This is a genomic window from Variovorax sucrosi, assembly GCF_051216635.1.
In the GTDB taxonomy this organism is placed as follows: Bacteria; Pseudomonadota; Gammaproteobacteria; order Burkholderiales; family Burkholderiaceae_C; genus Variovorax.
Genome location: NZ_JBPJZU010000001.1, coordinates 340,100 through 364,437 on the forward strand (window position 1 = coordinate 340,100; position 24,338 = coordinate 364,437).

Below are 24,338 nucleotides of genomic sequence, written 5' to 3' on the forward strand. Positions count from 1 at the left end.
ACCTCTGCGGCCCTCACGGGGGCCGTTGAATCATCAGGCGAATTGGGGTTCGGGCGAAGGGACGCTTTGCGACAGCTGCAGCGACGCGAGGGCAGCCTGCAGGTCGGACTCGAAAGCCTCCGCGCCGGCGCCGATCAGATTGAGCGGAATGCCCAGCGCCCAGCCGGCGGCCACTGCGGCAAGCAGCACGTCGAGGCTCACGCCCACGTGCGTGGCGCGCCACACGGTGAGCCGGCCCAGGCCGGGCAGGAAGGATTCGCTGCTGCCGTTGGCCAGCACCACGCGGTCCTGGCGCACCAGCACGGCCTTGCCGCCGGCGGCCTGATGGGCCGTCAGCGCGGGCGCGGCGGCGTCCGATGCATAGAGGATGACGGCGCCATCGCACAACGGCGCGAGGCCGGCCACGCGCGGGTCGACGGCGTTCAGCACGGCCGTGCCTTCGGGCAGCACCACGTCGACCTGCGTGCGCAGCACCTTCACCATCTGGTCGCTCTCGGCGATGTCGAATTCGGCCAGCGATTCCGAACCATCGAGGTCGGTCACGATGCCGACCTGGCAGCGGTCGTAAGCCAGGCCGTCGCGCAGGATCGACGCGGCGCCGTTCTCGATGACCACCGCTTCCACCGCGCGGTTGACCAGCAGCCGGCGGCCGGCTTCCCAGGTGGCGCTGGGCCGTGCGTCGACGCGGCGGCGTTCGAGGAACAGGCCGTCACCGCAGGCCAGGCCGGTGTGGCGTCCGCCCAGGCCGGTCAGCCACGCGACCAGGCGCGCCAGCACAGCGGTGTCGCGCGAACCGGCGACGCCCACAACCGGGATGCGACCGGCCGCGTTGCCGTCGTCCACCACCGGGAACAGGTGGTCGCAGATTTCGCGGCCCACCGGGCGCGGCGAGCCCACGGCGGGCTTCAGGTGCATCAGCAGGCCGGGACCGGCGTTGACTTCGACGATGGCGCCGCGCTGCGCCGCCAGCGGCCGCGAGATGTCTTCGGCCACCAGGTCGATCCCGGCGATGTCGAGGCCGACGATGCGCGCAGCCAGCACGGCCGCGTGGGCCACTTCAGGGTGAACCTGGTCGGTGCAGTCCACGCTCAGGTTGCCGTTGCGCTGAATCGTCACGACCTGGCCCTTGGTCGGCACCGAACTGCCATCGAGGCCCTGGCGCTTCAGCTCGAGCTGCAGCTTGGCGTCGGTCGGCAGGTGGATCACGTCAAGCGGAAATTCCTCTTCGGCGCCGCGCCGCGGGTCGCTGTTGAGTTGGCTGTCGATCAGCGCCGCGACGGTGGCGCTGCCGTCGCCGGTCACGGTGATCACGTCGCCGCGCGCGGCCGCGACCACCTGGCCGCCGACCACCAGCAGGCGGTGCTCGTGGCCGCGCACGAAGCGCTCCACCATCACGTCGCTGCCTTCGGGCTCGGCCACCGCAAAGGCGGCCATCACCTCGTCACGCGTCGTCAGTTCGAGCGACACGCCGCGGCCGTGGTTGGCGTCCGACGGTTTCACCACCACCGGCAGGCCGATGTCTTCGGCGGCTTCCCAGGCTTCTTCGGCGCTCTCGACCACCTGGCCTTCGGGCACCGGCACGCCGCAGCTCTGCAGCAGCGACTTGGTGAGTTCCTTGTCGCTGGCGATCGATTCGCCGATGGCGCTGGTGTGGTCGGTCTCGGCGGTCCAGATGCGCTGCTGCGCGGCGCCGTAGCCCAGTTGCACCAGATTGCCGCTGTTGAGCCGCATGTGCGGAATGCCGCGGTCGGTGGCCGCGCCCACGATGCAGGCGGTGCTCGGGCCGAGGTAGCAGTCCTCGACCTTGCCCTTGACGGCATCGACGGCGCGCTGCGCGTCGGCAGCGTCGAAGGGCGTGTCGTTGATGGCGGCCATCAGCAGCCGGTGGCCTTCGGCCAGCGCGGCGCGGGCCACCTGCTCGTCGCGGGCGCGGAACACCATGCGGTAGACCGCGTGCTTCGAGGTGCTGCGCGTTTGCCCGAAGCCGGTGGGCATGCCGGCCAGGTTGAGCAGCTCGATGACGACGTGCTCCAGCACGTGGCCGGCCCATGTGCCTTCGTTCAGCCGCTGAATGAAGCCGCCGCGCTCGCCGACGCCGCAGTGGTGCTCGATGAGCGCCGGCAACAGCGCCGTCAGGCGGTCGGTGAAGCCGGGGATCAGGTTCGAAGGGAAGTCTTCGAGCTGACCAAGGTCGAGCCAGACCTCGAGCACCGGCCGGTAGGTCCAGAGGTTGGGGCCGCGCAGATAGCGGGTGCGCAGCAGGCGGATGTCGTCGAAACGGGTCATGGAAACGTTCGTGGTGCTGGGGCCGAGCACGCGGGTGCCTTCAAGCGCGCCCATGGCGATCGATCAGAATCGGCGCCCGGCGGGCACCTTCATGCAGCCTGCGGCGGGTCCGAGACACAGAAACACAATGCAACATCACGATCCAGTCGGTACCCCGGAGGGCGAAGCGGGAACGGCTCCAGACGCGCTGAAAAGCCGACTTACTGCCGCGGAAAACGTTCTGGCGAGCCTGACGGTTGACCTCGACACCGAACTTCGCTTTGCCGACGGACTGCTGGCACTGACCGACCGCCGCCTGCTCAGCCGCGACCCGAATGGCGAATGGCGTGAGTGGGCGCTCGCCCCGGAGCTGAAATTGCAGCTGGCCGACCACGCCGGCGTGGGAACGCTCGACCTGCTCGGCGCACCCGGCGCGCTGGCGCGTTGGCGTCACACCCTGGCGCAGCAACCCGCCGCGCTGCGCCTGCAGAAGCGCTTCGAACAGCAGGCGGTCGGCTTGGCCGACACCGGCGCTGCCAATGATCCCGACGACCTGGCGGCCGAGCCCGAACTGCAGCCGCCGCCCTCGACCTGGGTGCTGCTGCGACTCGGCCGTTTTGCCAAGCCCTATCGCAAGCAGCTGATCGCCGGCTTTCTGCTCACGCTGGCCTCGACCGCCGCGACGCTGGTGCCGCCATACCTGACGATCCCGCTGATGGACGACATCCTGATCCCGTTCCAGAACGGTCAGCAGATCCCGGTCGGCAAGGTCGTGATGTTCCTCGCCGCCTTGCTGGCGGCCGCGCTCACCGGCTGGGGCCTGGGCTGGGCGCGCACCTACCTGCTGGCGCTGGTGTCCGAGCGCATCGGCGCCGACCTGCGCACCACGACCTACGAGCACCTGCTGACACTGCCGCTCGACTACTTTGGCGGCAAGCGCACCGGCGACCTGATGTCGCGCATCGGCTCCGAGACCGACCGCATCAACGTCTTCCTGTCGCTGCATGCGCTCGACTTCCTGACCGACGTGCTGATGATCGTGATGACCGCCGTCATCCTGGTGTCGATCAACCCGCTGCTGGCGGTCGTCACGCTGGTGCCGCTGCCCTTCATCGGCTGGATGATCCACGTCGTTCGCGACCGGCTGCGCACCGGTTTCGAGAAAATCGACCGCGTGTGGAGCGAAGTGACCAATGTGCTGGCCGACACCATCCCCGGCATCCGTGTGGTCAAGGCCTTCGCGCAGGAGAAGCGCGAGGCCGACCGTTTCCACGCCGCCAACGCCTACAACCTGCAGGTCAACGACAAGCTCAACAAGACCTGGTCGCTGTTCACGCCCAGCGTGTCGCTGCTGACCGAGATCGGCCTCTTGGTGGTGTGGGGCTTCGGCATCTGGCAGGTGGCGCGCGGCAGCATCACGGTCGGTGTGCTTACCGCCTTCATCGCCTACATCGGCCGCTTCTACACGCGGCTCGATTCGATGAGCCGCATCGTGTCCGTCACGCAGAAGGCCGCCGCCGGCGCCAAGCGCATCTTCGACATCCTCGACCACGTGAGCAACGTGCCGGAGCCCGCGAACCCGGTGAAGCTCGCGCAAGTCACCGGCCGCATCGAGATGAAGGACGTGGGCTTTCGCTATGGCTCGCGTGCCGTCATTCGCGACCTCGACCTGGCCATCGAACCCGGCGAGATGATCGGCCTGGTCGGCCACAGCGGCTCGGGCAAGAGCACGCTGGTCAATTTGATCTGCCGCTTCTACGACGTGACCGACGGCGCGATTCTTGTCGACGGCACCGACATCCGCCGCTTCGCCGTGGCCGACTACCGGCGCCATGTCGGCCTCGTGCTGCAGGAACCCTTTCTCTTCTTCGGCACCATCGCGCAGAACATCGCCTACGGCAAGCCGGATGCGACGCGCAAAGAGATCGTCGCGGCCGCGCGCGCCGCGCATGCGCACGACTTCATCCTGCGCCTGCCGCACGGCTACGACTCGCTGGTCGGCGAGCGCGGCCAGGGCCTGTCGGGCGGCGAACGCCAGCGCATCAGCATCGCGCGGGCGCTGTTGATCGACCCGCGCATCCTGATCCTCGACGAGGCCACCTCGGCCGTCGACACCGAGACCGAGAAGGAGATCCAGAAGGCGCTCGACAACCTCGTGAAGGGCCGCACTACGATCGCCATCGCGCACCGGCTGTCGACGCTGCGCAAGGCCGATCGGCTGGTGGTGATGGACCGCGGCGAGGTGGTCGAGGTCGGCCCGCACGACGAGTTGATGGCGAAGGAGGGCGCGTATTGGCGGCTCTACCAGGCGCAATTGCGGCAGGCCGATGAAGAGGCGAGCGATGGCGCGGTGGCCGAGCGCACCGGTGTCGCGGTCGCCCTGAACAATCATGCGGCGCATCCCGCAGGAGACGCGTGATGCAGATTGACTTCCAACTCGAACGCGACGCCTTCGGCCGCCTGGTGCTGATCGATGCGCAAGGCCATCGCCACGAAGGCATCGTGCCGGTGCGTGCCTTTCCATTGAGCGCACCCGGCGAAGGGCTGTCGCTGGTCGGTGCCGATGGCCGCGAGTGCGTGTGGGTCGACCGCATCGAGGCGCTGCCCGCAGCGACCCGCGCGCTGCTCGACGCCGAACTTGACGCACGCGATTTCGCGCCGACGCTCTTGAAGCTGCACAAGGTGTCGAGCTTCGGCGTGCCCAGCACCTGGCAGGTGAGCACCGACCGCGGCGAGACGAGCTTCGTGCTCAAGGCCGAAGAGGACATCCGGCGGCTGGAAGGCGGCGCGCTGCTCATTGCGAGCGCGCACGGCGTGCAGTTCCGCATCCCCGACGCGAAGGCGCTCGACCGCCCATCGCGCAAGCTGCTGGAGCGTTTCCTGTAGCTGCGAAACTCGGGCGTCTGCTTCAAGGAAAACGCCCATGCACACCACCGCCCTCGTTCTCTTCTCCGGCGGGCAGGACTCGACCACCTGCCTGGCCGATGCGCTCGCCCGCTACGAGCGCGTCGAGACGCTGGGCTTCGAGTACGGCCAGCGCCATCGCATCGAGATGGACGTGCGGCAGACGGTGCGCGCGCAACTGCGCGAGCGCTTTCCCGAATGGGCGCCGCGGCTCGGCGACGACCACCTGCTGAACGTCGATTCGCTGTCGCAGATCGGCGGCTCGTCCCTCACCGACGAGGTTGCCTTCGCCATGCAGGTCGACGGCCTGCCCAACACCTTCGTGCCGGGGCGCAATCTGCTCTTCCTCACCCTGGCCGGCGCGCTGGCGTACCGGCGCGGGTTGCAGGTGATCGTCACCGGTGTCTGCGAAACCGACTACTCCGGCTACCCCGATTGCCGCGACGACACCATGAAGGCGATGCAGCTCGCGCTGTCGCTCGGCCTCGACCGCCGCCTCGTCATCGAGACGCCGCTGATGTGGATCGACAAGGCACAGACTTGGGCGATGGCGCACCGGCTCGGTGGCGATGCGCTGGTCGAGCTGATCGTCGAGGACACCCACACCTGCTACCAGGGCGACCGCACGCAGCGGCACGCCTGGGGTTACGGCTGCGGTGCGTGCCCGGCGTGCGAGCTGCGCGCCGCGGGGTGGACGCGCTACGTGGACGCGACCGTGTAGCGCGCCGCGGCGCCGTCGGTCGAGGGCACCAGGGTCCAGCGCTTGTCGTGGAAGGCACCGACCGAGGCGCGGTGCGCGATCGACACCATGGCGCCGCCCGCGGCCTTCACGTCGGCCGACAGCCGGCGGTACAACGTCTCCTCGGCGGCCGTGTCGAGCGCACTGGTCGCTTCGTCGGCGAACAGCCAACGCGGCTTGCGCAGCAGCACGCGCGCGATCGCCAGGCGCTGTTGCTCGCCGCCCGAGAGCTTCTGGCTCCAGGTGTCGGTGTCGTCGAGCCGGCCGGCCAGTGCCGGCAACAGCGCATCGTCGAGGGCGGCCCGCAGCTGCGCGTCGTCGTAGTCGGCAGCCGGTCGCGGGTACGCCAGCGCATCGCGCAGGCGGCCGTCCGGCACATAGGGACGCTGCGGAATGAACATCGCATCGTCGGGCAGTGAGACGCTTCCGCGCGCGAACGGCCAGATGCCGGCGAAGGTGCGGAACAGCGTCGACTTGCCGCTGCCCGACGGGCCCTGCAGCAGCACGGTGTCCCCGGGGGCGAGCGTGAGCGCGGTGTGCTGCATCAGCAGCGTGCCGTCGGGCAGGGCGACGTCGAGATCGGCCGCACGCAGGCCGTCGGTCGCACCGGTGTCGCGTGACAGCGCCGGCGACGCATCGGCGTGGGCACGCATCGCGGCATCGAAGGTGGTCAGCCGGTCGGCAGTGGCGCGCCAGACGGCCACGCGGTCGTAGTTGTCGACGAACCAGCTGAGCGAATCCTGCACGCGGCCGAAGGCCGAGTTCACCTGCATCAACTGGCCCAGCTGGATGGCCCCGCTGAAGAAGCGCGGCGCCTGCACGATGAAGGCGAAGATCACCGACGCCTGGCCGAACGAGGCGGTGAAAGCGACCAGGTTCTTCTGCGCCTTGATCAGCTGCAGGTAGTTCTTCAGCACCGCGCCGAAGCGCAGGTCGAGCTGCCCGTGCTCGACCTTCTCGCCGCGGTCCAGCGCGATCGCCTCGCTGTATTCGCGCACCCGCACCAGGTGATGCCGGAAGTCGGCCTCGTAGCGCTGCTGCCGGAAGTTCAGCCCGATCAGCGGCCGTCCGATCAGGTGCGTGATGGCGGTGCCGATGGCGCAGTAGATGAGGGCGATCCACACCATCGAGCCCGGCACGGTGAACGCATGGCCGCCGAGGGTGAAGCTGGCCGTCCCGCTTTGGGTCCAGAGGATGCCGATGAAGCTGACGAGCGTGACCACCGCGTTGAGCAGCCCCATCGACAGCGTCATCGTGTAGTCGGTGAACATCTGCATGTCTTCCTGGATGCGCTGGTCGGGGTTGTCAGGCGTCGGCGCATCACCGCCGGACGTCGCATAGCGGGCGAGTTCCAGCCGATAGAAGGTGTGATCGCCCATCCATCGGCCGAGGTAGTTGCGCGTCATCCACGCGCGCCAGCGCATCTGCAGCAGCTGCGTGAGATAGAACTTGAGGATCGCGATGACGATGAAGCCGACTGCGATCCAGCAGAACACGCCGATCTCGCGCCAGAAGACCGCCTGGTCCTTGTTCTGCAGCGCGTCGTAGAAGCGGCCGAACCACTGGTTGTTGAGCACCAGCATGTAGACCGCCAGGAGGTTCAGCACGACGATGGTTGCCAGCAGCCCCCGCGCCTTCCACTTCTCCTCGGAGCGGAAGTAGGGCGCGGCGAGCCTTCCGATGCGGCGCAGGGTGTCGAGGAACGGGGCGGAGCGCGCGGGGTCGGACATCGGTGTGCAGTCATCGTGTGCGCCTGGGGGCGCGATGGCACATCGTAGCTGCGGGCCCCGCGGCTTCGCTTAGGCGCGGCTTAAGCCGTCGCTCAGAGGTCGCCCAGTCCGAGTGCCGGATCGCTCACCGTGTGCTTGCCGGTCTCGACGCGGCCGGCGAAGCGGCGCTGGTAGCGCGCGTCGCTGTCACAGCTCACGACGAAGTCGTACCACTGACCACTGTCGGCGAGGTCCCAATGCTGGTCGATCGAGCCGCCCGCCGGCACCGTGACGGTCCACGGTCCGTCGTTGCGGTAGGCCTTGGCACGCACCGTGAAGCTGGCCGGCCTCTGGCCCGCATTCATCATCGTGAGGTAGACGTTGCCGTTGGCGATGTCGTAGCAGACGCGCACCTCGGGCGATGCCGCGCCAGCGGCACGCAGCGTGTTCAGGTCGCCCTTGAACGCTCGGTGGAAGCCGTTCGGGCCGAGCACCCACAGGTCGTAGCGGCCCGCGTCGTCGGCCATCGCGGCCCAGCTGTCGTCCAGCGTCTTGCCCGGTTCCACCATGAAGCGGCGCGGCAGGCGGTCGAGGTGCAGCTGGTCGTAGACATGGAACACGGCGGCGGCCTTGCCGGTGTTGGCGAACAGCAGGCGCATCGTGCCGGCCACGGTGTCGCTGCGCGCGCTCACGTGCAGTTCGTAGGGCAGGGCGCGCGACGGCCGCGTGCCGGTGGCCTGGCGTGGCAGCAGCTGCGTTGTCGGTGGCGTGACCTGCGGGAGCGCCTCCTGCTGCGTGCGCAGCGTGTCGGCCTCGGCCTTGCTCTTGCGGCCGGTCAGTACCGGCAGCTGTTCGCTGTTGGGCGTCGCGAAGTTGAAGGCGGTGGTGAGGTCACCGCAGACCGCTCGGCGGTAAGGGCTGATGTTCGGCTCCTGCACGCCGAAACGGGTCTCGAGGAAGCGCAGCACCGAGGTGTGGTCGAACACCTGAGAATTGACCCAGCCGCCGCGGCTCCAGGGCGAGATGACGAACATCGGCACGCGCGGGCCGGGGCCGTACACCCGGCCGTCGGGCACCGGCTGCTTGGTGGCGCTGCTGCCCAACGGCCGTTGATGGGTGAAGTACTCGACGCCCAGGTCGGCGGCGGGCATCGTGGTCCTGCCCGCATAACCGCCGTTACCGTCCGGCGACGGTGCCGACGGCGAGGGCACATGGTCGAAGTAGCCGTCGTTCTCGTCGAAGTTCACCAGCAGCACGGTCTTGCTCCACACCTCGGGCACGGCCGTCAGTGCGTTCAGCACCTCCTGGAGGAACCACGCGCCCTGCACCGGGCTCGATGGGCCAGGATGCTCGCAATAGATCGACGGCGCGTTCATCCACGACACCTGTGGCAGCTTGCCTTCGCGGATGTCGCGCTTGAAGGCGTCGAGGTACTGTTCGGGCTGCGTGCCGGGCAATGTGTTGGCCACGCCCTTGTACAGCGGGTTGTTCGCGTTGTCGGTGGCCGCGTCGTAGGCCTTGTAGGGAAGCGCTTGGCCGGTGCTCGCGTAGGCACTGTTGGGCTCGCCGCCGCTGGACACCGGAAAGCCCGAGGCGATGTTGGCTTGCCGAAACTTCCGGAATGCGCCCAACATGTTGTCGCCCCATTCATCGGGCATGTTCTGGTAGCTGATCCAGCTGACACCGGCTTCTTCGAGGCGCTCGGCGTAAGTCTTCCAGGTGTAGCCGGTGTTGACGGAGGCCGCCCGTCCGTCGATCCAGTCCCACTCGTTGTCGACGAAGGCCGTGCTCGTGGGTCCCGCCCCGTTGGTGCCGGTGATATGGAAGGACCGATTGGCGTCGGTGCCGGTGTGCATCGCGCAGTGGTAGGCGTCGCAGAGCGTGAAAGCATTCGCCAAAGCGAACTGGAACGGGATCTCGCCTTCCTCGAAGTAGCCCATGGAAATGGGGTTCTTGTAGCGCGGCCACTGGTACATGCGCCCTCCATCCCAGGCGTCCTGACTGTCGTTCCATTCGTGCGGTGTGCCGTTCGCACGTTGCGCATTGCCCTTCGTCCCATCGAGGTGGAAGGGGTAGATCGGCGTGCCGCTGGCATCGCTTTGCTGCCAGACGTTCATGCCCTTGGGCAGCGGGATCGTGAAGCGGTCGCCGAAACCACGCACACCACCCAGTGTGCCGAAATAGTGGTCAAAGGCGCGGTTCTCCTGCATCAGGATCACGACGTGTTCGACGTCGTTGATCGTGCCGGTCTTGTTGTTGGCGGGGATGGCGAGTGCGCGGCGAATGGCAGGCGGGAAGGCGGCGAGCGTGGCGGCGGCGATGCCGGCCGAAGCGGAGCCGCGCAGGAAGTTGCGTCGTGAGGTCATGGTCGTTCTGGGAGGCAGGGTCAGGGCGCGCAGCGCATCTCGGGCTTGACGGTGGTGTCGGGCGTCGCAGGTTGGGTCGGTGTGGCGGGCGAGCCCGGGCTGCTGTCGCCGCCACCGCAGGCAACAAGCGCGCAGGTCAGGAGTGCGAGCACGAGATGGCGCGCAGCGCGCGGAGAAAGACGGTCGGCGTGGGGCATGGCAGTGGACGTGGCGCTCGAATTCGCGCTTGTTGTGGTCGGAGTGCGGCACCGCCAAAGGGCGCGCGCATCGGACCGCCAAGGCTAGGGACCCGACATGACGCGGCCATGAAGTGCCGATGACGGCCACAAGGCGCGGCCGTGACGGCGCAGGCGCGGCGAGCGCACCGGCGGCGGCGCGTCAGGGGTTGCTGATGCCGCTCGACACGTGGCCCGAGGGCACGTGGCGCGCGGCGGCATCGACGTGGCCGGTCTGGTCGTCGAAGAAAAAGTCGGGTTCGAATTCGCGCAGGAACGGACCCTTTTCCAGCCCGCCCAGGAACATGGCCTCGTCGACCGCCAGGCCCCAGTTCATCAACGTATTGATGGCGCGTTCGTGGGCAGGCGCGCTCCGCGCAGTGACCAGTGCCGTTCGGATTCGCATGCCGGAGACGTCCGCCTGCTGCTGAAGCTGATGAAGCGCTACGAGGAGTGGCTTAAACGGCCCGCCGGACAGCGGGAGTGCTGCCTTTGTTAGCTCGTGCGTCTGAAAGGCCGCCAGTCCCTCGGCTTGATAGACGCGTTCTGCCTCATCGGAGAAAAGCACTGCATCGCCGTCGAAGGCGATGCGCAGTTCGTCGGGATAGTTGATGCCAGCGGCAACGGATTCGGTGAGCACGCGAGCCGCTGGGAAACCGAGCCGCAGAGCTTCGCTGACATCCTTCTCGTTCGCAGAAAGAAAGAGGTGCGCGCCAAGGGGACGCAGGTATCTGAACGGATCGCGGCCTTGCGTGAACACCCCGCGTTCGAGCTCGAGGCCGGCGTTGGTAGCCGAGTGGAAGATACGCAATGCGCTCACAGGGTCGTTGCGAGACAGCATGACGACTTCGACGCGCCGCGCGCTGCCTCGATTGAAGTGCAGCAGCTTCTGCACCAGCGAGAAAGCGACGCCTGGCTTGGCCGGGACCTTCAGCCGCTCCTGCTGCAGTTGCATGTAGGGCCGGGGATCCTTCAAATTGAAAATGCGATTCTCTTCTTCGAAGTCGAAGAGGGCGCGCGACGAGATCGCAATGACCAGCTTGTCTGCGAGCGTCGCCGCCATGGTTACTTCACGAACTGATTGAGCTGAATGATCGGCATCAGCACTGCCAGCACGATCAGCATCACCACGCCGCCCATGCCGACGATCAGCAAGGGTTCGAGGATGGTCGCCATGTGCATCGCGCGGCGCTGCACCTCGGCGCCGAGCTGGTTGGCGGCGCGCTGCAGCATCAGCGGCAGCGTGCCGGTCTGTTCGCCCAGGCGCGCGAACATCGAGACGATGCCGGGAAAGCGCTTCTTCTGCGCCAGCGCCGAGGCCAGCGGTGCGCCTTCGCGCACCAGCACCAGCGCATCGAGCGCATCGGCGCGCATGGCGCGGTTGCCCAGCGTTTCGGCGGCGGCCTGCAGCGCGCGCAGGATCGGCACGCCGGCAGTCGCCAGCATCGCGAGCGTGCTGGCGAAGCGCGCCGCGTTGTAGCCGCGCGCCAGCTTGCCGACCAGCGGCAGCTCGAGCCAGGCCGCATCGAACTTCTCGCGGAAGGCCGGTCGCGTGAGCGCGGTGCGCATCGCCACCACGCCGACCACGATGACGATCAGCATCGCCCATCCGTAGTTGCGCACGAAGTCGCTGATGGCCAGCATCGCGACGGTGAGGAAAGGCAGCGCGCGCTTGGTGCCGGCGAACACGTTGGCCACCTGCGGCACCACATAGCTCACCAGGAAGATCACGATGACGATCGCCACCAGCGTCACGATGGCTGGGTACAGCGCTGCACCGACGAGCTTTTGCTGCAGTGCCTGGCGCTGCTCCAGGTCGTCGGCCAGGCGCTCGAGCACCAGGCCCAGGTTGCCGCTGTGTTCGCCAGCGCCGATGACGGCGGTGTAGATGGGCGAGAACTCGCGCGGGTGCTGCGACAGCGCACGCGCGAAGGGCGAGCCCGCATTGACCTCCGCGCGCAGCGACGCCACCAGGTTGCGCTGCTGTTCGCGTTCGGCCTCGTCGGTCAGCGCGGTGAGTGCGCGTTCCAGCGGCAGTCCGGACGACACCAGGCCGGCGATCTGCCGCGTCCACACGGCCAGTTCGGTGGTGCTGAACGCACGCCCGCCGCCGATGAAACGGCGCCAGCCTCCGCTCTCCTTGCGCTGCGCGGCGGCGTTGCCGACGACGGTGACGGCCAGCGGGATGAGCTTCTGCGCACGCAGCATGCCGCGCGCATTGCGTGCGGTGTCGGCCTCGAGCACCCCCTTGCGCGGGTTGCCCTGGTTGTCGATGGCCTCGAAGGAATAGGCGGGCACGTCAGTCTCGGGTCACGCGCATCAACTCGGCACGCGAGGTGACGCCCGCCTGCACCAGGCGTTCGCCGTCTTCGCGCATCGAGCGCAGGCCGCCGCGTTCGGCGGCGACGAAGATCTGGCTCTCGGGTGCGCGGCTGTGGATCAGCGATTGCACCGCATCGTCGGCCACCAGCAGCTCGAAGATGCCGGTGCGGCCCTGGTACCCCGTCTGTCCGCAGGTGTCGCAACCCACCGGTGCGAATTCGCCGTTGTCGCCGCGGGCGGCGCACACCGGGCAGAGCTTGCGCACCAGCCGCTGTGCCAGCACGCCCAGCAGCGATGAGCTCAAGAGGAAGGGCTCGACGCCCATGTCGGTCAGCCGGGTGACGGCACTGACCGAGTCGTTGGTGTGCAAGGTGGCCAGCACCAGGTGGCCGGTGAGCGAGGCCTGGATGGCGATCTGCGCGGTCTCGAAGTCGCGGATTTCGCCGATCATGATGACGTCCGGGTCCTGCCGCAGGATGGCGCGCAGGGCCTTGGCGAAGGTGAGTTCGATCTTCGCGTTGACCTGGGTCTGGCCGACGCCCGCGAGTTCGTACTCGATCGGGTCCTCGACGGTCATGATGTTGCTGCGGCTGGCATCGAGTCGGGCCAGCGCCGAATACAGCGTGGTGGTCTTGCCCGAGCCGGTCGGGCCGGTCACCAGGATGATGCCGTGTGGCTGGGATATCAAGGTCTCGAAGCGCTCGAGCGTGTCGCCCAGCATGCCCACCGATTCGAGCGTGAGCTTGCTTTCATTCTTGTCCAGCAGGCGCAGCACCGCGCGTTCGCCGTGCGCGCTGGGCAGCGTCGACACGCGCACGTCGACCGCGCGGGTACCGATGCGCAGTGAAATGCGGCCGTCCTGCGGCAGGCGCTTCTCGGCGATGTCGAGGTCGGCCATGATCTTCAGCCGAGAGATCAGCGCGGCGTGTAGCGCGCGGTTGGGCTGCACCACCTCGCGCAGCGTGCCGTCGATGCGAAAGCGCACCGACGACGTGCGCTCGTAGGGTTCGATGTGGATGTCGCTGGCACCGTCGCGCGCGGCCTGGGTCAGCAACGCATTGAGCATGCGGATGATGGGCGCGTCGCCGGCCGATTCGAGCAAGTCTTCGACGGCCGGCAGCTCCTGCATCATGCGCGACAGGTCGGCCTCACCCTGCACCTCGCTCACCACCGTCGCAGCGTTCGATTCGCCCTTGGCATAGGCCGCGCTGATGCGCTGCGCCAGCTGGTCGGCCGGCAGCGGCTCGAAGGCCTTGATGGTGAAGCGCCGCGACACCTCGCTCAGGGCGCTGCGCGGCGGCGTCGGTGGCATGAACAGCGTGCTGCTGCCGTCGTCGGCCTCTTCCAGAAGCAGTTGTTGGGCACGCGCAAAGGCGTAGGGCAGGGGGTAGCGCATTGCGGCTCGTCGGCTCGGCGGCGTTCTCAGGGCAGTTCGCGTTTGCTGGTGGGGTCGGCCGTCGGCGGCATGGCGCCTTTGAGTGGGCTCGAACCGAGCTGCGAGCTGGCCGGTGCCAGTGGCGGAGGAATCAGGCGCGTGCCTTCGATGCGGCGATCGCCGTCGACCGACGCGGGCAATGGCGGCAGGACGGCCGACTCGGACACGCCGCGCAGGACGAAGCTGTTCTCGGGCTGCGTGGTCTGCTGCATCGTGCGGATCGCGTCGTAGCGGTCGGCTGCGAAGGCATTGGCGCTTTGGCCGTCGCGCATCACGACCGGCCGCAGGAAGATCATCAGGTTCGTCTTCGTGCGGCGTCGAATCTCGCTCTTGAACAGGTTGCCCAGGATCGGTACGTCGCCCAGCAGGGGCACCTTCTCGGTCCCGCCGGTGTAGTCGTCCTGCAGCAAACCGCCGAGCATCACGATGCTGCCGTCTTCCACCAGCACGTTCGATTCGATGCTGCGCTTGTTGGTGGTGGGGCCATTCACGTCGCTTCGCGAAGCAGGATCGACGTTCGAGACCTCCTGGAAGATCTGCAACTTGATCGTGCCGTTCTCGTTGATCTGCGGCTTCACGCGCAGCGTCAGGCCCACATCCTTGCGCTCGACCGTGGTGAATGGGTTGACGGTGGAGGTGTTGCCGTTGGTGCTGGCGTACTGGCCGGTGGGGAAGGGCACGTTCTGGCCGATCACGATCTTGGCTTCCTCGTTGTCCAGCGTGAGCAGGTTGGGCGTCGACAGCACGTTGCCTTCGCCATTGCTTTGCAGCGCCCGCGCCACCAGGCCCAGCACGTTGCCGCCGGCGATCGTGGTGCCCAGGCCGATGTTGAAGCCACTCGACGGCTGCTGCGCCACGCCGGTGCCCGAGGTGGCCGGACTCAGGTTGAAGATGTTGGCCCCCGCCAAGCTCGAGTTGCTGCCCACCGCACCGGTGGCGCCGATGGCGGTCTGCCACTGGACGCCGAACTCGGCCGCCTTGTTGGCATTGACCTCGATGATCAGGCTTTCGACCATCACCTGCGCGCGCCGGCCGTCGAGCCGGTCGATCACCGCGCGCAACTGGCGGTACTGCGGTTCCGACGCCGTGATGATCAGCGAGTTGGTCGTCGGATCGGCCTGGATCTGGCCGCCGGTGGACGGCTGGTTGTTGTTGTTCAGCGGTGCCGTGGCGGCGCTGCTGAGTCCGCCGCTCATGCCCTGCTGGTTCTGGTTCAGGTTGGTGGGTTGTTGCTGCTGCTGCTGCGTGCCGGCGCCGCCGAAGGCATTGGCGCCGCCGGTGTTCGTGCCCGAGCCGCCGCGCGCCTCGCTCGACATGGCCGCGCGCAGCGTCGTGGCGAGCTTCGCCGCATCGGCGTTCTTCAGGTAGACGACGTAGATGTTGCCGGCCTCGCCGTTGCCGCCCGCTTCGGGCGCCCGGTCCAGCTTGGCGACCAGCGTGCGCACCAGTTGCGCGCGGGCCGGGTTGGCGGCGCGCAGGATCAGCGAATTGCTGCGCGGGTCGGCCAGCAGGGTGGTGCGGAAGGTCGCATCGGCGGTGCCGGCTGCGGCGGCCGCCGGGCCGGTACCGCTGCCGCCTTCGATCAGCCGCGTCACCAGCGGCACCATGTCGGTGGCGATCGAATACTTGAGCGGGATGACCTCGATGTCCGAGGCGTTGGGCACGTCGAGCGCAGCGATGATGCGCGCCAGCCGCCGCATGTTCTCGGCGTAGTCGGTGATCACCAGCGAGTTGTTGCCGGGGTTCACGTTGATGGTGTTGTTCGGCGCGATCAGCGGACGCAGCACCGGCAGCAGGTTGTTGGCCGCCTCGTAGTTGAGCTTGAAGACCTGCGTGACGATCTGGTTGCCGCTCAGGTTGGCCGCGGCACCGATCGAGGTGGTGACGGCGCTGCTCTGCAGCTTGGCGTCGGCCTCGGGCACCACCTTGTAGAGGCCGTCGGCCTGAACGATCGCGAAGCCTTGCAGGCGCAGGGCGGCGGCGAATTGGTTGAAGGCGGCGGCCGGCGCGATGGCGCGGTCGGTCTGCAGGTTGATCGTGCCCTTGACGCGCGGGTCGACGACCACATCGCGGCCGGTGATCACGGCCATGGTGCGCGCCACCGATTCGATTTCGGCGTTGCTGAAGTTCAGCGTGATCGGTTCGCCGCGACGCGGTGCGCCGTCCTGGGCGAAAGCCGTGGTCGGGATGCCGGTGCTCAGCAGCAGCTGCGCCGCGAGTGCAACGAGGCCGAGGCGCGTGCCGAAGGAGGGGAATGGCTTCATGGTCAACCCAGTGTGATGAGCGAGCGCGCCCCCTGGCGCCGCCCGATGATGTTCAACAAGTTCGACAGTGCGTCCTCGCGGCCCGGTGCCGCGCTGGCTTCGCCGTCGAAGCGCATGGCGCGGCCGTTCCAGCGCCCGCTGCCGTTGAGCTGCAGGCTGCCTTCGCGGGTGGTGAGCAGAAGCGTCGGCGTCGGGCCGCCGTCGACGGTGATGCGATAGCTGCCCATCGGCCGCAGCGTGGAGAGACTGGAGGAGATGTCGGTGGCGTCGAGCGTGGCGTGGCCGGTGAGGCCGAGCTGCTCGCCGCGAAATTCCATGACCAGGCCTTGCGTGGCCAGGTCGAGCATGCCTTCGGGCTTGAGCGTGTTCCACGGCGCGCCGAAGCCGCTGAGCAGTGCCGCGGGCCAGCGCGAACGGCCGTCGCGCCAGTCGAGCTGCACGCCGTCGACATACGGGCGCGCGAACAGGCGCAGCGGTTGCGGTGCGCAGCATGGCAGCTGCAGGGTGGCGTCCAGCGCGCCCCAGCGCGGGCGCAGGGTCCAGCCGAGCGTGCCGGGCAGCGAGATCGCCTCGGCCCCGGTGGCGCCGCTGGAGAACACCACCCCGGCCGTGCCGTTCCAGACCGTGCCGCGGGCGTTGATCAGCTGCAGGCGGTCGCCCGTGGCGCTTGCCAGCAGGCCGGCCACCCAGCGCGCCGGCGCATAGACCGCCAGCGCAACGGCGGCGCCGACCACCAGGCCGAACAATGCCCATCGCCAACCGTGGGAGCCGGGAGATTGTGGAGCGGTGGCGGTGGCCATGGGTACTTCAGCGCGCCGGCAGGTTCATGACCAGCGTGCCGTCCCAGCGCGCGCGCGTGTCGGCGGCGGCCGCTGCGGCTGCATTGGCCACACCGGGCCCGCTCGGGAAGGCCGTGACCGGCGCGGCCGGTGCGCGCACCGTCCCCTGCGCGCCGCCTTGCGTGCGCGTCAGGTGCACTTCGCGCGGCACGGCGCGGGCATTGCCGCGTGCCTGCGCCAGCCATTGCGCGACGCTATCGGCCGGCGTCGACCGCAGCGTGACCAGTACACCTTCGCCAGCGCCGGCGCCCGCCACCTGGATCTGGGCGTTCGGGCCCAGGCCCTGGCGCACCGAGGTCTCGAGCGCGCGCAGCGAGTCTTCGCGGTTGGCCCGCGGCTGGGCCTGCAGGGCCTTGGCCTGGATCTGCAGCGCCGTCATCTGCTGCAGCTGCGCATCGAGTTCGGCATGGGCGGCCGGCGCACTGGCGAGCGTGCGCAGCGCCGGTGCCAGCGCCACCCACCAGAGCAACGCCAGCAGCACCAGGGCGCCGGCGACGATGACCATGCGCTGTTCGCGCGGGGCGAGTTCCGGCCACCAGGCCTCCCAGCGCGCTTGCAGGGCTTCGATCCAGGCGTTCATCGAGCGCCCTCGGCCTGCACCAGCAGGAGGTCGCCTTCGCTGCGCGCGTTGTAGCCGCGCGATGCGAGCGTGGTCGACAGCGTACTGGTATCGGCCATGCCGAGACCCAGGCCGCGCAGTCGCAGCTGGCCGGCGCTGTAGTCGATGGCGGTCGGCAGCTTGCCGGGCGGCAGACTGGCGGCCAGCGCAGCGAGCATCGGCTCCAGGTCGGCGGCCGAAACGCCGCCGGTGGCCTGCTGCAGCGCCGCGACTTCGCGCGTCATCTGCACCTGCGGCTCGTAGATCTGCACTGAAGGGAAGGTCTGCGCCAGGATGCTGCGGATGGTGCCGCGCTTGGCCTCGAGCGCATTGCGTTCCTTCCAGGCCCAGGCGTTGACCCCAATGAGCTGCGCCAGTACCAGCAGCAGGGCGCCCCAGCGCGCCGCCCGCCACTGCGGCGCGCGCCAGAGCGACTGCGCGATGGCACCGGCCCTCTTGCCGGCGCGCGCGCGACCGCTGGAGGCCAGATCGAACTGCGCCAGGTCCCAGCCGGTGCGCGTGGTTTCGAGCCAACGCACCGCCGGCTTCACGATCGGCACCGGCCGCCCGAGCAGGCTTTCGGCCAGCTCGGCCACGGCGGGTTCGGCCAGCGCGTTCGCGCCTTCGGGCAATGTGCCCAGCGCCGCGATCCCGGCGCTGTCGAGCGGCAGCGTGAGCACGCCCTGCGCGTCGCACACCGTCACGAAGGCTTCGTCAGCGTCGCCGGTGGCGAACACCATCGGCGGTGTGCCGGCCGTCTGCGGCGCGAATTCGGGAACGATGCGGTTGACGCGTCGACCGGCCGCCTCGAGGGTCTGCACCGCGCCGCGCACCCAGGCGCGGTTGCAGGCAACCACCCAGACCGGTTTGCCGACGGCGGCATCGGGCTCGAGCGCGAAATGCAGGTTGTCGGGCTCGTCGAGCAGCCGGTCTTCGAGCATGCCGTTGAGCACGGCGCGCAACCGCGTCGCGCCGTTCAGGCTGCCCTGCGGCAGGGTGACCTGGTGCCAGGACAGCGCGGCCGCCGGCAGCGCGAGGGTGACTTCATCGCTCGTGGGCAGCAGCGAGGCCAGGGCACTGCCGCGCGAGCGGTATTTGCGGCCATCGCTGGACCACATCACCCAGCCGAACTCGCCACCGGCCGGGGCCGGAGGGGGAGGGAGGGTGACGATGAGCAGCGGCATGAATGGGCAGGGTGAAGGGAGGGGTCGCTATTGTAGGAGTCGATCGGGCGGAAAATGCTATGGAGTTGATAGCAATCCAGGCAATCCAGGCGCAGCTTGCCACGGTTTTTTACCTGAAAACTGTGTCAGAACGTTCCAGCGCCGGCTTTGGCGGGCAAGACCGTGGTGCCGGCACCACGTTCGCGCCAGAGGATGGTGAGTTTGCCGCTGTTGCGCCAGACCAGCGAGTGTTCGTCCACCCAATGGTTCTCAAGGCGCAAGCGGCCGTGCACTTCGAAGTAGTTGGTTGCCACGCCCAGGTTGGTCGTCGTGAAGCTCGTGGAACCGATGGGTGGCAGGGCCGCGTCGGCCGACTTGAAGTAGCCGCTGGCGCGCTGCGTCACCAGGCGACGGGCGCCGGCTAGGTCGAGTTGTGGCACGGCGGCAAACAGCGCCTCGGCGCTGGCGGTGTTGATGTTGAGCGTGGTCCGGGCCGGTAGCACGGTCGCGTAAGACTCCAGCGCGACGGCCGTGCTGCGCGACACGCCGAGCCAGACAATTTGAGACAGTTGTTGCGGAATCAGCGGTGCCGTGCCGTTGTCGCTGGGGGCGGTGACGACGGCCGCGCCGCCGGGGGCCGCCGGGTCGGCCAGCGGCGGATTGGCCCGCACCAGCGCGGCCGTCATCACCGCCACTTCCTGCGTCGGCAGCCCGAGGTGGCCGAAGAGCCTGGTGAACGCCTCCACTGCGGCCGGCACCGCCTTGCCCCCGTGCACGAGGTTCATCACGTTGAGCTTGGATTGCGCGTCCACGATGCGGCCGGAGAGAAAGGCGTCCGGCAGGCCTTCCAGCGCGTCGCTCGAGACATTCTTCTCGGCCGCCAGGAAGCTCGACAGCCGGGCTTCCTCGAGTGGCACCGCCCACGGCTCCGTCAGATTGTCGGTCGCGTCGCCGCCGCGGCCGGGGCGGCCGTCTTCGAGCAGGATGAGGCGCGACCAGTCGAGCGCGCCGATCAGCACCCAGGCCGCCTGCACCCGCGCCCGCTCCGCCGACTCCACCTCGACCGCGCGCCATTGCTGCCAGAGCGCCGCCGCGGCGAAGGTGGCGACCAGCGTCACGGTGAGCATGGCGGCCAGCAGCGCGGCGCCGGCTTGGCGTGCGCCTGAGCGCACTAGCGCGTGGCGGCGGTGACGGCAGGGTTCGCTCATGACTTGGGCACCACGGCGGTCGGCCGCACCCAGTCGCGCGTCAGCACGCCGGCCAGACCGGGGCCGGGTGGCAGGCTCAGCACCAGGCGAATCCCGTCGGGAATCGGGTTCGCGGTGTTCTCGGCGCCCGCCGCGGTGGACCACGCGCCGTTGCGGAAGTAGGCCAGTTGCCAGCCCTCCAGCGGCATCAGCGTGAGCTCGGCGCCACCGGCGCTGGTTGCGCCGTCCTGCGCCCACGCCGCGGCGCGTTCCCAGGCCTGCTGCCATTCGGCGCGGGTCACGACCGGGGGCGATTGCCAGCGTCGCCATTGCGTGCCGGTCGCCGTGTCGGTGCGCAGCGCCCAGGCGACGACGTAGACGGCCGCCTGCTGGCTGTCGGTGCTGCGCCGGGTGAGGCGCAGCACGCGGCCGTTCCAGTCGATCGGCTGCAGCTGGGTGAGCGCCACCATCGCGTCGAGGTCGGTCGACCATTGCGACAGCGTGGTCTGCAGCGTGAGCACCGTGTCGCCGCGCGCCTGGGTGATGGCCTGCGAACGGGTCATGCCTTCGATGCCGCGCCAGCTCATGAGCGCCAGCAGCGCCATGGCCGCGATCGCGACCATGAGCTCGATGAGCGTGAATCCGAGGACATGGCGACGGCGCATGTCAGTTCTCGCCATGCCGTCGTGCCCCCCACGACACCTGAGACCCGCAGCCGATGAATCGGCGCCGCCAAATACCAGAGATACCGCGGAACCGGCTTCGCCGGGCCGCTGGTATCGCCCCCTCGAGGGGGCGGCGCCGCAGGCGCTTCGGGGGTGCTTCATTTCAGTACCGCCCGACCACGGTGGACACCTGGAGAATCGGTGCATCGGCGGCATCGCGCACCCGCACGTCCACGCGCCGGAAACTGGGGTTGAGTGTCTGCGTGGTCGACACCGTGACGGCGAAGGCCATGCCGGCCTGGGTGCAGACCAGCGTGCCATCACCGACCGCCGGCATCTGCGGCGCGAGCCGTGCCTTCACCAGCTCGTTCTCGGCACAGAGCTGCGCCAGCATGACGTCGGTCTGCCGCTGCGCATTGCGGGTCAGCGCGGAGGTGGCCTGCGTGCCGGCAGCCAGCGCGATGGCCACGATGGCCAGGGCCACCAGCACCTCGATCAGCGTGAAGCCACCGGCTCGGCCAGACGTCGGCCGTGCCGGCGCGGTGCGGCGCGCGACGGTGCTCATGGCGCCACCACGGTGAAAGGGCGCAGGCCGTCGGTGACGATGCGCAGCGTGCGTGCCGGCAGCGTGTCGCTGGTGAGCAGCACCTGCTGCGGCGCGATGATCGGTTCCGGCCCCAGTTGCAGGGCGGTGGCGGGCCGGCCGTCGTTCATCGCCGGCTGCGCGGTGGTGCCTTCCGACAGCCAGTCGTTGGGCAGCGCGCCCGGCGGCAGGCCGTCGAACACGAAGCCGCGCGGCCCCTGCGGCGTCGGTCGCCAGAACACCGCCGTGCCACTGGCCCGCGACTGGGCGCGCGCCGATTCGAGCAGCGCCGACAGGCGGTCGGCTTCACGTTCCAGCGTGGCCTGCCCCGAATCGCGCAGCGCCAGGCCGACACCGGCCGTGGCCATCGCGATGATGGCGATCACCACCAGCAGTTCAAGCAGCGTGAAGCCGCCGCAGATCGGGAGGCCGCCGCTTCGGCGACGTGCCGCGGCCCCGGCGCGGGGGGGCGAGGGCTGGCTACTGCCAGCTGCCGATGTCGGCATTGTTGCCTTCGCCGCCGGGCTGGCCGTCGGCACCGAGCGAGAGCACGTCGATCTCGCCCTTGATGCCCGGGTTCAGGTACTGATAGGGGCGACCCCAGGGATCGTTCGGGAGCTTCTCGACGTAGGGCTTCCAGTTGGGAGCCGCCGGGCCGGTGGTCGGCCGCGCGAGCAGGGCCTGCAGGCCTTGCTCGGCCGTCGGATAGCGCTGGTTGTCGAGCCGGTAGAGCTTCAGCGCCTGCATCAGGTTGTTGACGTCGGTCTTCGCGGCGGTGGCGCGCGCGTCGTCGGCGCGGCCGATCACGTTCGGCACGATCAGTGCGGCGAGCACGCCGATGATCACCAGCACGACCATCAATTCGATGAGCGTGAAGCCGCGGCGGGCGGCGCGTGCGAAAGAGCGGCGGGAGGAGTACATGGGCAAGCGGGGCGGTCGTTTCTGAGGTGGAAGAGGCGCCTCAGGCGGCGCAGGCTGCATGATAATCCGGCCTCATGACGCTTCCCTACGCATCTCCCCGCTGGCCCGTCGCCACCACCACGCTGCTGCTCTGGGCGTTGGCGGCCGCGAGCGTGGTGTTCTGGGGGCTGCGGCTGGCCGCGCCATCGGATGCGCAGGCGCCGCCGCCGGTGGTGCGGGCACCGGTGGCGGCGATCGACCCGACGGCCGTGGCCCGCATGTTCGGTGCCGTCCCCGCCAAGACCGAGGTCGCCGCCGCCCCCGAGGCCGCCAGCCGGTTCGCCTTGCTGGGCGTGGTGGCCGACAGTGCGCAGCAAGGCGCCGCGCTGATCGCGGTGGACGGCAAGCCGGCGCGCCCGTTCCGGGTCGGCAGCCAGCTGGTGGATGGCTACGTGCTGCAATCCGTCGGCACCCGTAGCGCGGCCCTGGGAGCCAGCGTCGATGCTCCCGTTGCGCTCACGCTGCAACTGCCGGTGCGGCCGATGGCCATTCCGGCGCCGCCCACGCCGGTCACCGCGGGCAGTTGAGCGCTTGCCGGCTCAGGCCTGCAGGAACAGCCGGTAGACCGGATTGCCGGTTTCTTCGACGTACGGATAGCCCAGCGTCTTCAGGAATTCTTCGAACGCGCCGTGCTCGCCTGCGGGTACCTGCAAGCCGACCAGGATCCGGCCGTAGTCCGCGCCCTGGTTGCGGTAGTGGAACAGGCTGATGTTCCAGTTCGGCCGCATCAGGCTCAGGAACTTCAGCAACGCGCCCGGCCGCTCCGGGAAGACGAAGCGCAGCAGGCGCTCGTCGTGCGCCAGGCCGGTCCGGCCGCCGACCATGTGGCGAATGTGTTCCTTGGCCAGTTCGTCGTGCGTCAGGTCGATGGCGCCGAAGCCCTGCGCCACGAAGGTCTGCGCGATGGTGGTCGACTCACCGCGCACCGTCGTCGTGAGGCCGACGAAGACATGCGCTTCCTTCGCATCGCTGATGCGGTAGTTGAACTCCGTGACGCTGCGCGACGCGCCGGGCAGCTGTCCTACCACTTCGCAGAAGCGCCGGAAGCTGCCGCGTGCCTCGGGAATGGTGACGGCGAACAGCGCCTCGCGCTCCTCGCCCACCTCGGCGCGTTCGGCCACGAAGCGCAGCCGGTCGAAGTTCATGTTGGCGCCGCACAGGATGGCCGCATAGGTCTCGCCGCGGGTGCCGTGCGTCTCGACGTACTGCTTGATCGCCGCCACGGCCAGGGCGCCGGCGGGCTCGACGATGCCGCGCGTGTCGATGAAGACGTCCTTGATGCCGGCGCAGACCGCGTCGGTGTCGACGGTGATGAATTCGTCCACCAGCTCGCGGGCGATGCGGAAGGTTTCCGCGCCAACGAGCTTCACCGCGGTGCCGTCGGAAAACAGCCCGACGTCCGGCAGCATGACGCGTTCGCGCGCCGCCACCGACTGCATCATCGCGTCGGAGTCGTTCATCTGCACGCCGATCACCTTGATCTCGGGGCGCACCGCCTTGATGTAGTTGGCCACGCCGGAGATCAGGCCGCCGCCGCCGATCGCCACGAACACCGCGTCGAGCCGCCCCTGATGTTGGCGCAGGATTTCCATCGCGATGGTGCCTTGGCCGGCGATCACATCCGGATCGTCGAACGGATGCACGAAGGTCAGCCCTTGGGCGGTCTGCAGTTCGAGGGCGTGGGCGTGGGCGTCGGAATAGCTGTCGCCGAACAACGCGACCTCGCCACCGAGCGCGCGCACCGCGTCGACCTTCAGCTGCGGGGTGGTCACCGGCATCACGACCACGGCGCGGGTACCGAGCGTTCGCGCGCTGAGGGCCACGCCCTGGGCGTGATTGCCCGCCGACGCGCAGATGACGCCCTGCGCCAACTGTGCCGGCGTGAGCTGCGCCATTTTGTTGTAGGCGCCGCGCAGCTTGAAGCTGAAGACCGGTTGCTGGTCTTCCCGCTTAAGAAGGACCGTATTGCCCAGCCGGGCGCTCAGCGCGCGCGCCGGTTCCAGGGCCGACTCGACGGCCACGTCGTAGACGCGGGCGTTGAGGATCCGCTTGAGGTAGTCGGCGGGGGAGAGTGGTTCGGGTGGCTTGGGCATGGGCTGCCGATGATAGGCGGCCCGGCAGCCA

The 24,338-nt window shown here is 68.9% G+C and carries 21 protein-coding genes; 4 read left to right on the plus strand and 17 right to left on the minus strand.

Features of this window, described 5'->3' with window-relative positions:
- Positions 1-33: 33 nt before the first annotated feature.
- On the minus strand, positions 34-2,286 hold the full coding sequence (locus ACSFBE_RS01510; protein ID WP_435488597.1) for a cyanophycin synthetase: 2,253 nt from the start codon (positions 2,284-2,286) through the stop codon (positions 34-36).
- Positions 2,287-2,413: 127 nt separating this feature from the next.
- Between ACSFBE_RS01510 and ACSFBE_RS01515 the strand changes: the two genes are divergently transcribed.
- Genes ACSFBE_RS01515 through queC form a run of 3 tightly spaced genes read left to right on the plus strand, consistent with a single transcriptional unit; the run spans position 2,414 to position 5,890 of the window.
- A complete protein-coding gene (locus ACSFBE_RS01515; RefSeq protein ID WP_435488598.1) occupies positions 2,414-4,684 on the plus strand; it encodes a cyanophycin metabolism-associated ABC transporter in 2,271 nt (756 codons plus the stop codon).
- A complete protein-coding gene (locus ACSFBE_RS01520; protein ID WP_435488599.1) occupies positions 4,684-5,151 on the plus strand; it encodes a cyanophycin metabolism-associated DUF1854 family protein in 468 nt (155 codons plus the stop codon). Before ACSFBE_RS01515 ends, ACSFBE_RS01520 begins: the two co-directional genes overlap by 1 nt.
- Positions 5,152-5,188: 37 nt before the next feature.
- Positions 5,189-5,890: a 7-cyano-7-deazaguanine synthase QueC gene (gene queC, locus ACSFBE_RS01525; RefSeq protein ID WP_435488600.1), complete on the plus strand. Its 702-nt coding sequence runs from the start codon at positions 5,189-5,191 to the stop codon at positions 5,888-5,890.
- On the opposite strand, the gene ACSFBE_RS01530 is transcribed toward queC, so the two are convergent.
- The 15 genes from ACSFBE_RS01530 to gspG form a co-directional block, all read right to left on the minus strand.
- Positions 5,869-7,638, minus strand: a complete 1,770-nt coding sequence (locus tag ACSFBE_RS01530) for an ABC transporter ATP-binding protein/permease (RefSeq protein ID WP_435488601.1) — start codon at positions 7,636-7,638, stop codon at positions 5,869-5,871. The genes queC and ACSFBE_RS01530 overlap by 22 nt on opposite strands.
- Before the next feature lie 92 nt (positions 7,639-7,730).
- On the minus strand, positions 7,731-9,983 hold the full coding sequence (locus tag ACSFBE_RS01535) for a phosphocholine-specific phospholipase C (protein ID WP_435488602.1): 2,253 nt from the start codon (positions 9,981-9,983) through the stop codon (positions 7,731-7,733).
- A gap of 20 nt (positions 9,984-10,003) precedes the next feature.
- The gene (locus tag ACSFBE_RS01540) at positions 10,004-10,180 is read right to left on the minus strand and encodes a hypothetical protein (RefSeq protein WP_435488603.1); all 177 of its coding nucleotides are present in this window, start codon (positions 10,178-10,180) and stop codon (positions 10,004-10,006) included.
- Between the two features lie 181 nt (positions 10,181-10,361).
- Positions 10,362-11,261 carry a 5'-nucleotidase gene (locus ACSFBE_RS01545; RefSeq protein WP_435488604.1) on the minus strand — a complete coding sequence of 300 codons (900 nt, stop codon included), beginning with the start codon at positions 11,259-11,261 and terminating at the stop codon, positions 10,362-10,364.
- Between the two features lie 2 nt (positions 11,262-11,263).
- Entirely contained in the window at positions 11,264-12,496 is a 1,233-nt protein-coding gene (gspF, locus tag ACSFBE_RS01550) for a type II secretion system inner membrane protein GspF (protein ID WP_435488605.1), read from the minus strand.
- A gap of 1 nt (position 12,497) precedes the next feature.
- Positions 12,498-13,916, minus strand: coding sequence for a type II secretion system ATPase GspE (gspE, locus tag ACSFBE_RS01555; RefSeq protein WP_435488606.1), 1,419 nt, complete (start codon positions 13,914-13,916; stop codon positions 12,498-12,500).
- A gap of 26 nt (positions 13,917-13,942) precedes the next feature.
- Positions 13,943-16,219 carry a type II secretion system secretin GspD gene (gspD, locus tag ACSFBE_RS01560; RefSeq protein ID WP_435488607.1) on the minus strand — a complete coding sequence of 759 codons (2,277 nt, stop codon included), beginning with the start codon at positions 16,217-16,219 and terminating at the stop codon, positions 13,943-13,945.
- Positions 16,220-16,221: 2 nt separating this feature from the next.
- Entirely contained in the window at positions 16,222-17,019 is a 798-nt protein-coding gene (gspN, locus tag ACSFBE_RS01565; RefSeq protein ID WP_435488608.1) for a type II secretion system protein N, read from the minus strand.
- Positions 17,020-17,026: 7 nt separating this feature from the next.
- Positions 17,027-17,638 carry a type II secretion system protein GspM gene (gene gspM, locus ACSFBE_RS01570; protein WP_435488609.1) on the minus strand — a complete coding sequence of 204 codons (612 nt, stop codon included), beginning with the start codon at positions 17,636-17,638 and terminating at the stop codon, positions 17,027-17,029.
- The gene (gspL, locus tag ACSFBE_RS01575) at positions 17,635-18,840 is read right to left on the minus strand and encodes a type II secretion system protein GspL (protein ID WP_435488610.1); all 1,206 of its coding nucleotides are present in this window, start codon (positions 18,838-18,840) and stop codon (positions 17,635-17,637) included. The genes gspM and gspL overlap by 4 nt, the downstream gene beginning before the upstream one ends.
- Positions 18,841-18,965: 125 nt before the next feature.
- Positions 18,966-20,027 carry a type II secretion system minor pseudopilin GspK gene (gene gspK, locus ACSFBE_RS01580; protein ID WP_435488611.1) on the minus strand — a complete coding sequence of 354 codons (1,062 nt, stop codon included), beginning with the start codon at positions 20,025-20,027 and terminating at the stop codon, positions 18,966-18,968.
- Positions 20,024-20,671 (minus strand): PulJ/GspJ family protein, encoded by a 648-nt coding sequence (locus tag ACSFBE_RS01585; RefSeq protein WP_435488612.1) that lies wholly within the window; start codon positions 20,669-20,671, stop codon positions 20,024-20,026. The genes gspK and ACSFBE_RS01585 overlap by 4 nt, the downstream gene beginning before the upstream one ends.
- 163 nt (positions 20,672-20,834) lie before the next feature.
- On the minus strand, positions 20,835-21,236 hold the full coding sequence (gene gspI, locus ACSFBE_RS01590; protein ID WP_435488613.1) for a type II secretion system minor pseudopilin GspI: 402 nt from the start codon (positions 21,234-21,236) through the stop codon (positions 20,835-20,837).
- A complete protein-coding gene (locus tag ACSFBE_RS01595) occupies positions 21,233-21,760 on the minus strand; it encodes a prepilin-type N-terminal cleavage/methylation domain-containing protein (protein ID WP_435488614.1) in 528 nt (175 codons plus the stop codon). Before ACSFBE_RS01595 ends, gspI begins: the two co-directional genes overlap by 4 nt.
- On the minus strand, positions 21,735-22,175 hold the full coding sequence (gspG, locus tag ACSFBE_RS01600; protein WP_435488615.1) for a type II secretion system major pseudopilin GspG: 441 nt from the start codon (positions 22,173-22,175) through the stop codon (positions 21,735-21,737). Before gspG ends, ACSFBE_RS01595 begins: the two co-directional genes overlap by 26 nt.
- Before the next feature lie 74 nt (positions 22,176-22,249).
- On the opposite strand from gspG, the gene ACSFBE_RS01605 reads away from it, so the two are divergent.
- Complete coding sequence (locus tag ACSFBE_RS01605; RefSeq protein WP_435488616.1) at positions 22,250-22,741, plus strand: type II secretion system protein N; 492 nt, start codon at positions 22,250-22,252, stop codon at positions 22,739-22,741.
- 12 nt (positions 22,742-22,753) lie between these two features.
- Here ACSFBE_RS01605 and ilvA read toward each other — a convergent pair whose 3' ends face one another.
- Positions 22,754-24,307: a threonine ammonia-lyase, biosynthetic gene (gene ilvA / locus ACSFBE_RS01610; protein ID WP_435488617.1), complete on the minus strand. Its 1,554-nt coding sequence runs from the start codon at positions 24,305-24,307 to the stop codon at positions 22,754-22,756.
- Positions 24,308-24,338: the final 31 nt, after the last annotated feature.

What these genes read in the sequence shown, in the direction of transcription:
- ACSFBE_RS01510 (WP_435488597.1), bottom strand. Translation starts at nt 2,286, where the DNA reads ATGACCCGTTTCGACGACATCCGCCTGCTGCGCACCCGCTATCTGCGC.
- ACSFBE_RS01515 (WP_435488598.1), top strand. Translation starts at nt 2,414, where the DNA reads ATGCAACATCACGATCCAGTCGGTACCCCGGAGGGCGAAGCGGGAACG.
- ACSFBE_RS01520 (WP_435488599.1), top strand. Translation starts at nt 4,684, where the DNA reads ATGCAGATTGACTTCCAACTCGAACGCGACGCCTTCGGCCGCCTGGTG.
- queC (WP_435488600.1), top strand. Translation starts at nt 5,189, where the DNA reads ATGCACACCACCGCCCTCGTTCTCTTCTCCGGCGGGCAGGACTCGACC.
- ACSFBE_RS01530 (WP_435488601.1), bottom strand. Translation starts at nt 7,638, where the DNA reads ATGTCCGACCCCGCGCGCTCCGCCCCGTTCCTCGACACCCTGCGCCGC.
- ACSFBE_RS01535 (WP_435488602.1), bottom strand. Translation starts at nt 9,983, where the DNA reads ATGACCTCACGACGCAACTTCCTGCGCGGCTCCGCTTCGGCCGGCATC.
- ACSFBE_RS01540 (WP_435488603.1), bottom strand. Translation starts at nt 10,180, where the DNA reads ATGCCCCACGCCGACCGTCTTTCTCCGCGCGCTGCGCGCCATCTCGTG.
- ACSFBE_RS01545 (WP_435488604.1), bottom strand. Translation starts at nt 11,261, where the DNA reads ATGGCGGCGACGCTCGCAGACAAGCTGGTCATTGCGATCTCGTCGCGC.
- gspE (WP_435488606.1), bottom strand. Translation starts at nt 13,916, where the DNA reads ATGCGCTACCCCCTGCCCTACGCCTTTGCGCGTGCCCAACAACTGCTT.
- gspD (WP_435488607.1), bottom strand. Translation starts at nt 16,219, where the DNA reads ATGAAGCCATTCCCCTCCTTCGGCACGCGCCTCGGCCTCGTTGCACTC.
- gspN (WP_435488608.1), bottom strand. Translation starts at nt 17,019, where the DNA reads ATGGCCACCGCCACCGCTCCACAATCTCCCGGCTCCCACGGTTGGCGA.
- gspM (WP_435488609.1), bottom strand. Translation starts at nt 17,638, where the DNA reads ATGAACGCCTGGATCGAAGCCCTGCAAGCGCGCTGGGAGGCCTGGTGG.
- gspL (WP_435488610.1), bottom strand. Translation starts at nt 18,840, where the DNA reads ATGCCGCTGCTCATCGTCACCCTCCCTCCCCCTCCGGCCCCGGCCGGT.
- gspK (WP_435488611.1), bottom strand. Translation starts at nt 20,027, where the DNA reads ATGAGCGAACCCTGCCGTCACCGCCGCCACGCGCTAGTGCGCTCAGGC.
- ACSFBE_RS01585 (WP_435488612.1), bottom strand. Translation starts at nt 20,671, where the DNA reads ATGCGCCGTCGCCATGTCCTCGGATTCACGCTCATCGAGCTCATGGTC.
- gspI (WP_435488613.1), bottom strand. Translation starts at nt 21,236, where the DNA reads ATGAGCACCGTCGCGCGCCGCACCGCGCCGGCACGGCCGACGTCTGGC.
- ACSFBE_RS01595 (WP_435488614.1), bottom strand. Translation starts at nt 21,760, where the DNA reads ATGCCGACATCGGCAGCTGGCAGTAGCCAGCCCTCGCCCCCCCGCGCC.
- gspG (WP_435488615.1), bottom strand. Translation starts at nt 22,175, where the DNA reads ATGTACTCCTCCCGCCGCTCTTTCGCACGCGCCGCCCGCCGCGGCTTC.
- ACSFBE_RS01605 (WP_435488616.1), top strand. Translation starts at nt 22,250, where the DNA reads ATGACGCTTCCCTACGCATCTCCCCGCTGGCCCGTCGCCACCACCACG.
- ilvA (WP_435488617.1), bottom strand. Translation starts at nt 24,307, where the DNA reads ATGCCCAAGCCACCCGAACCACTCTCCCCCGCCGACTACCTCAAGCGG.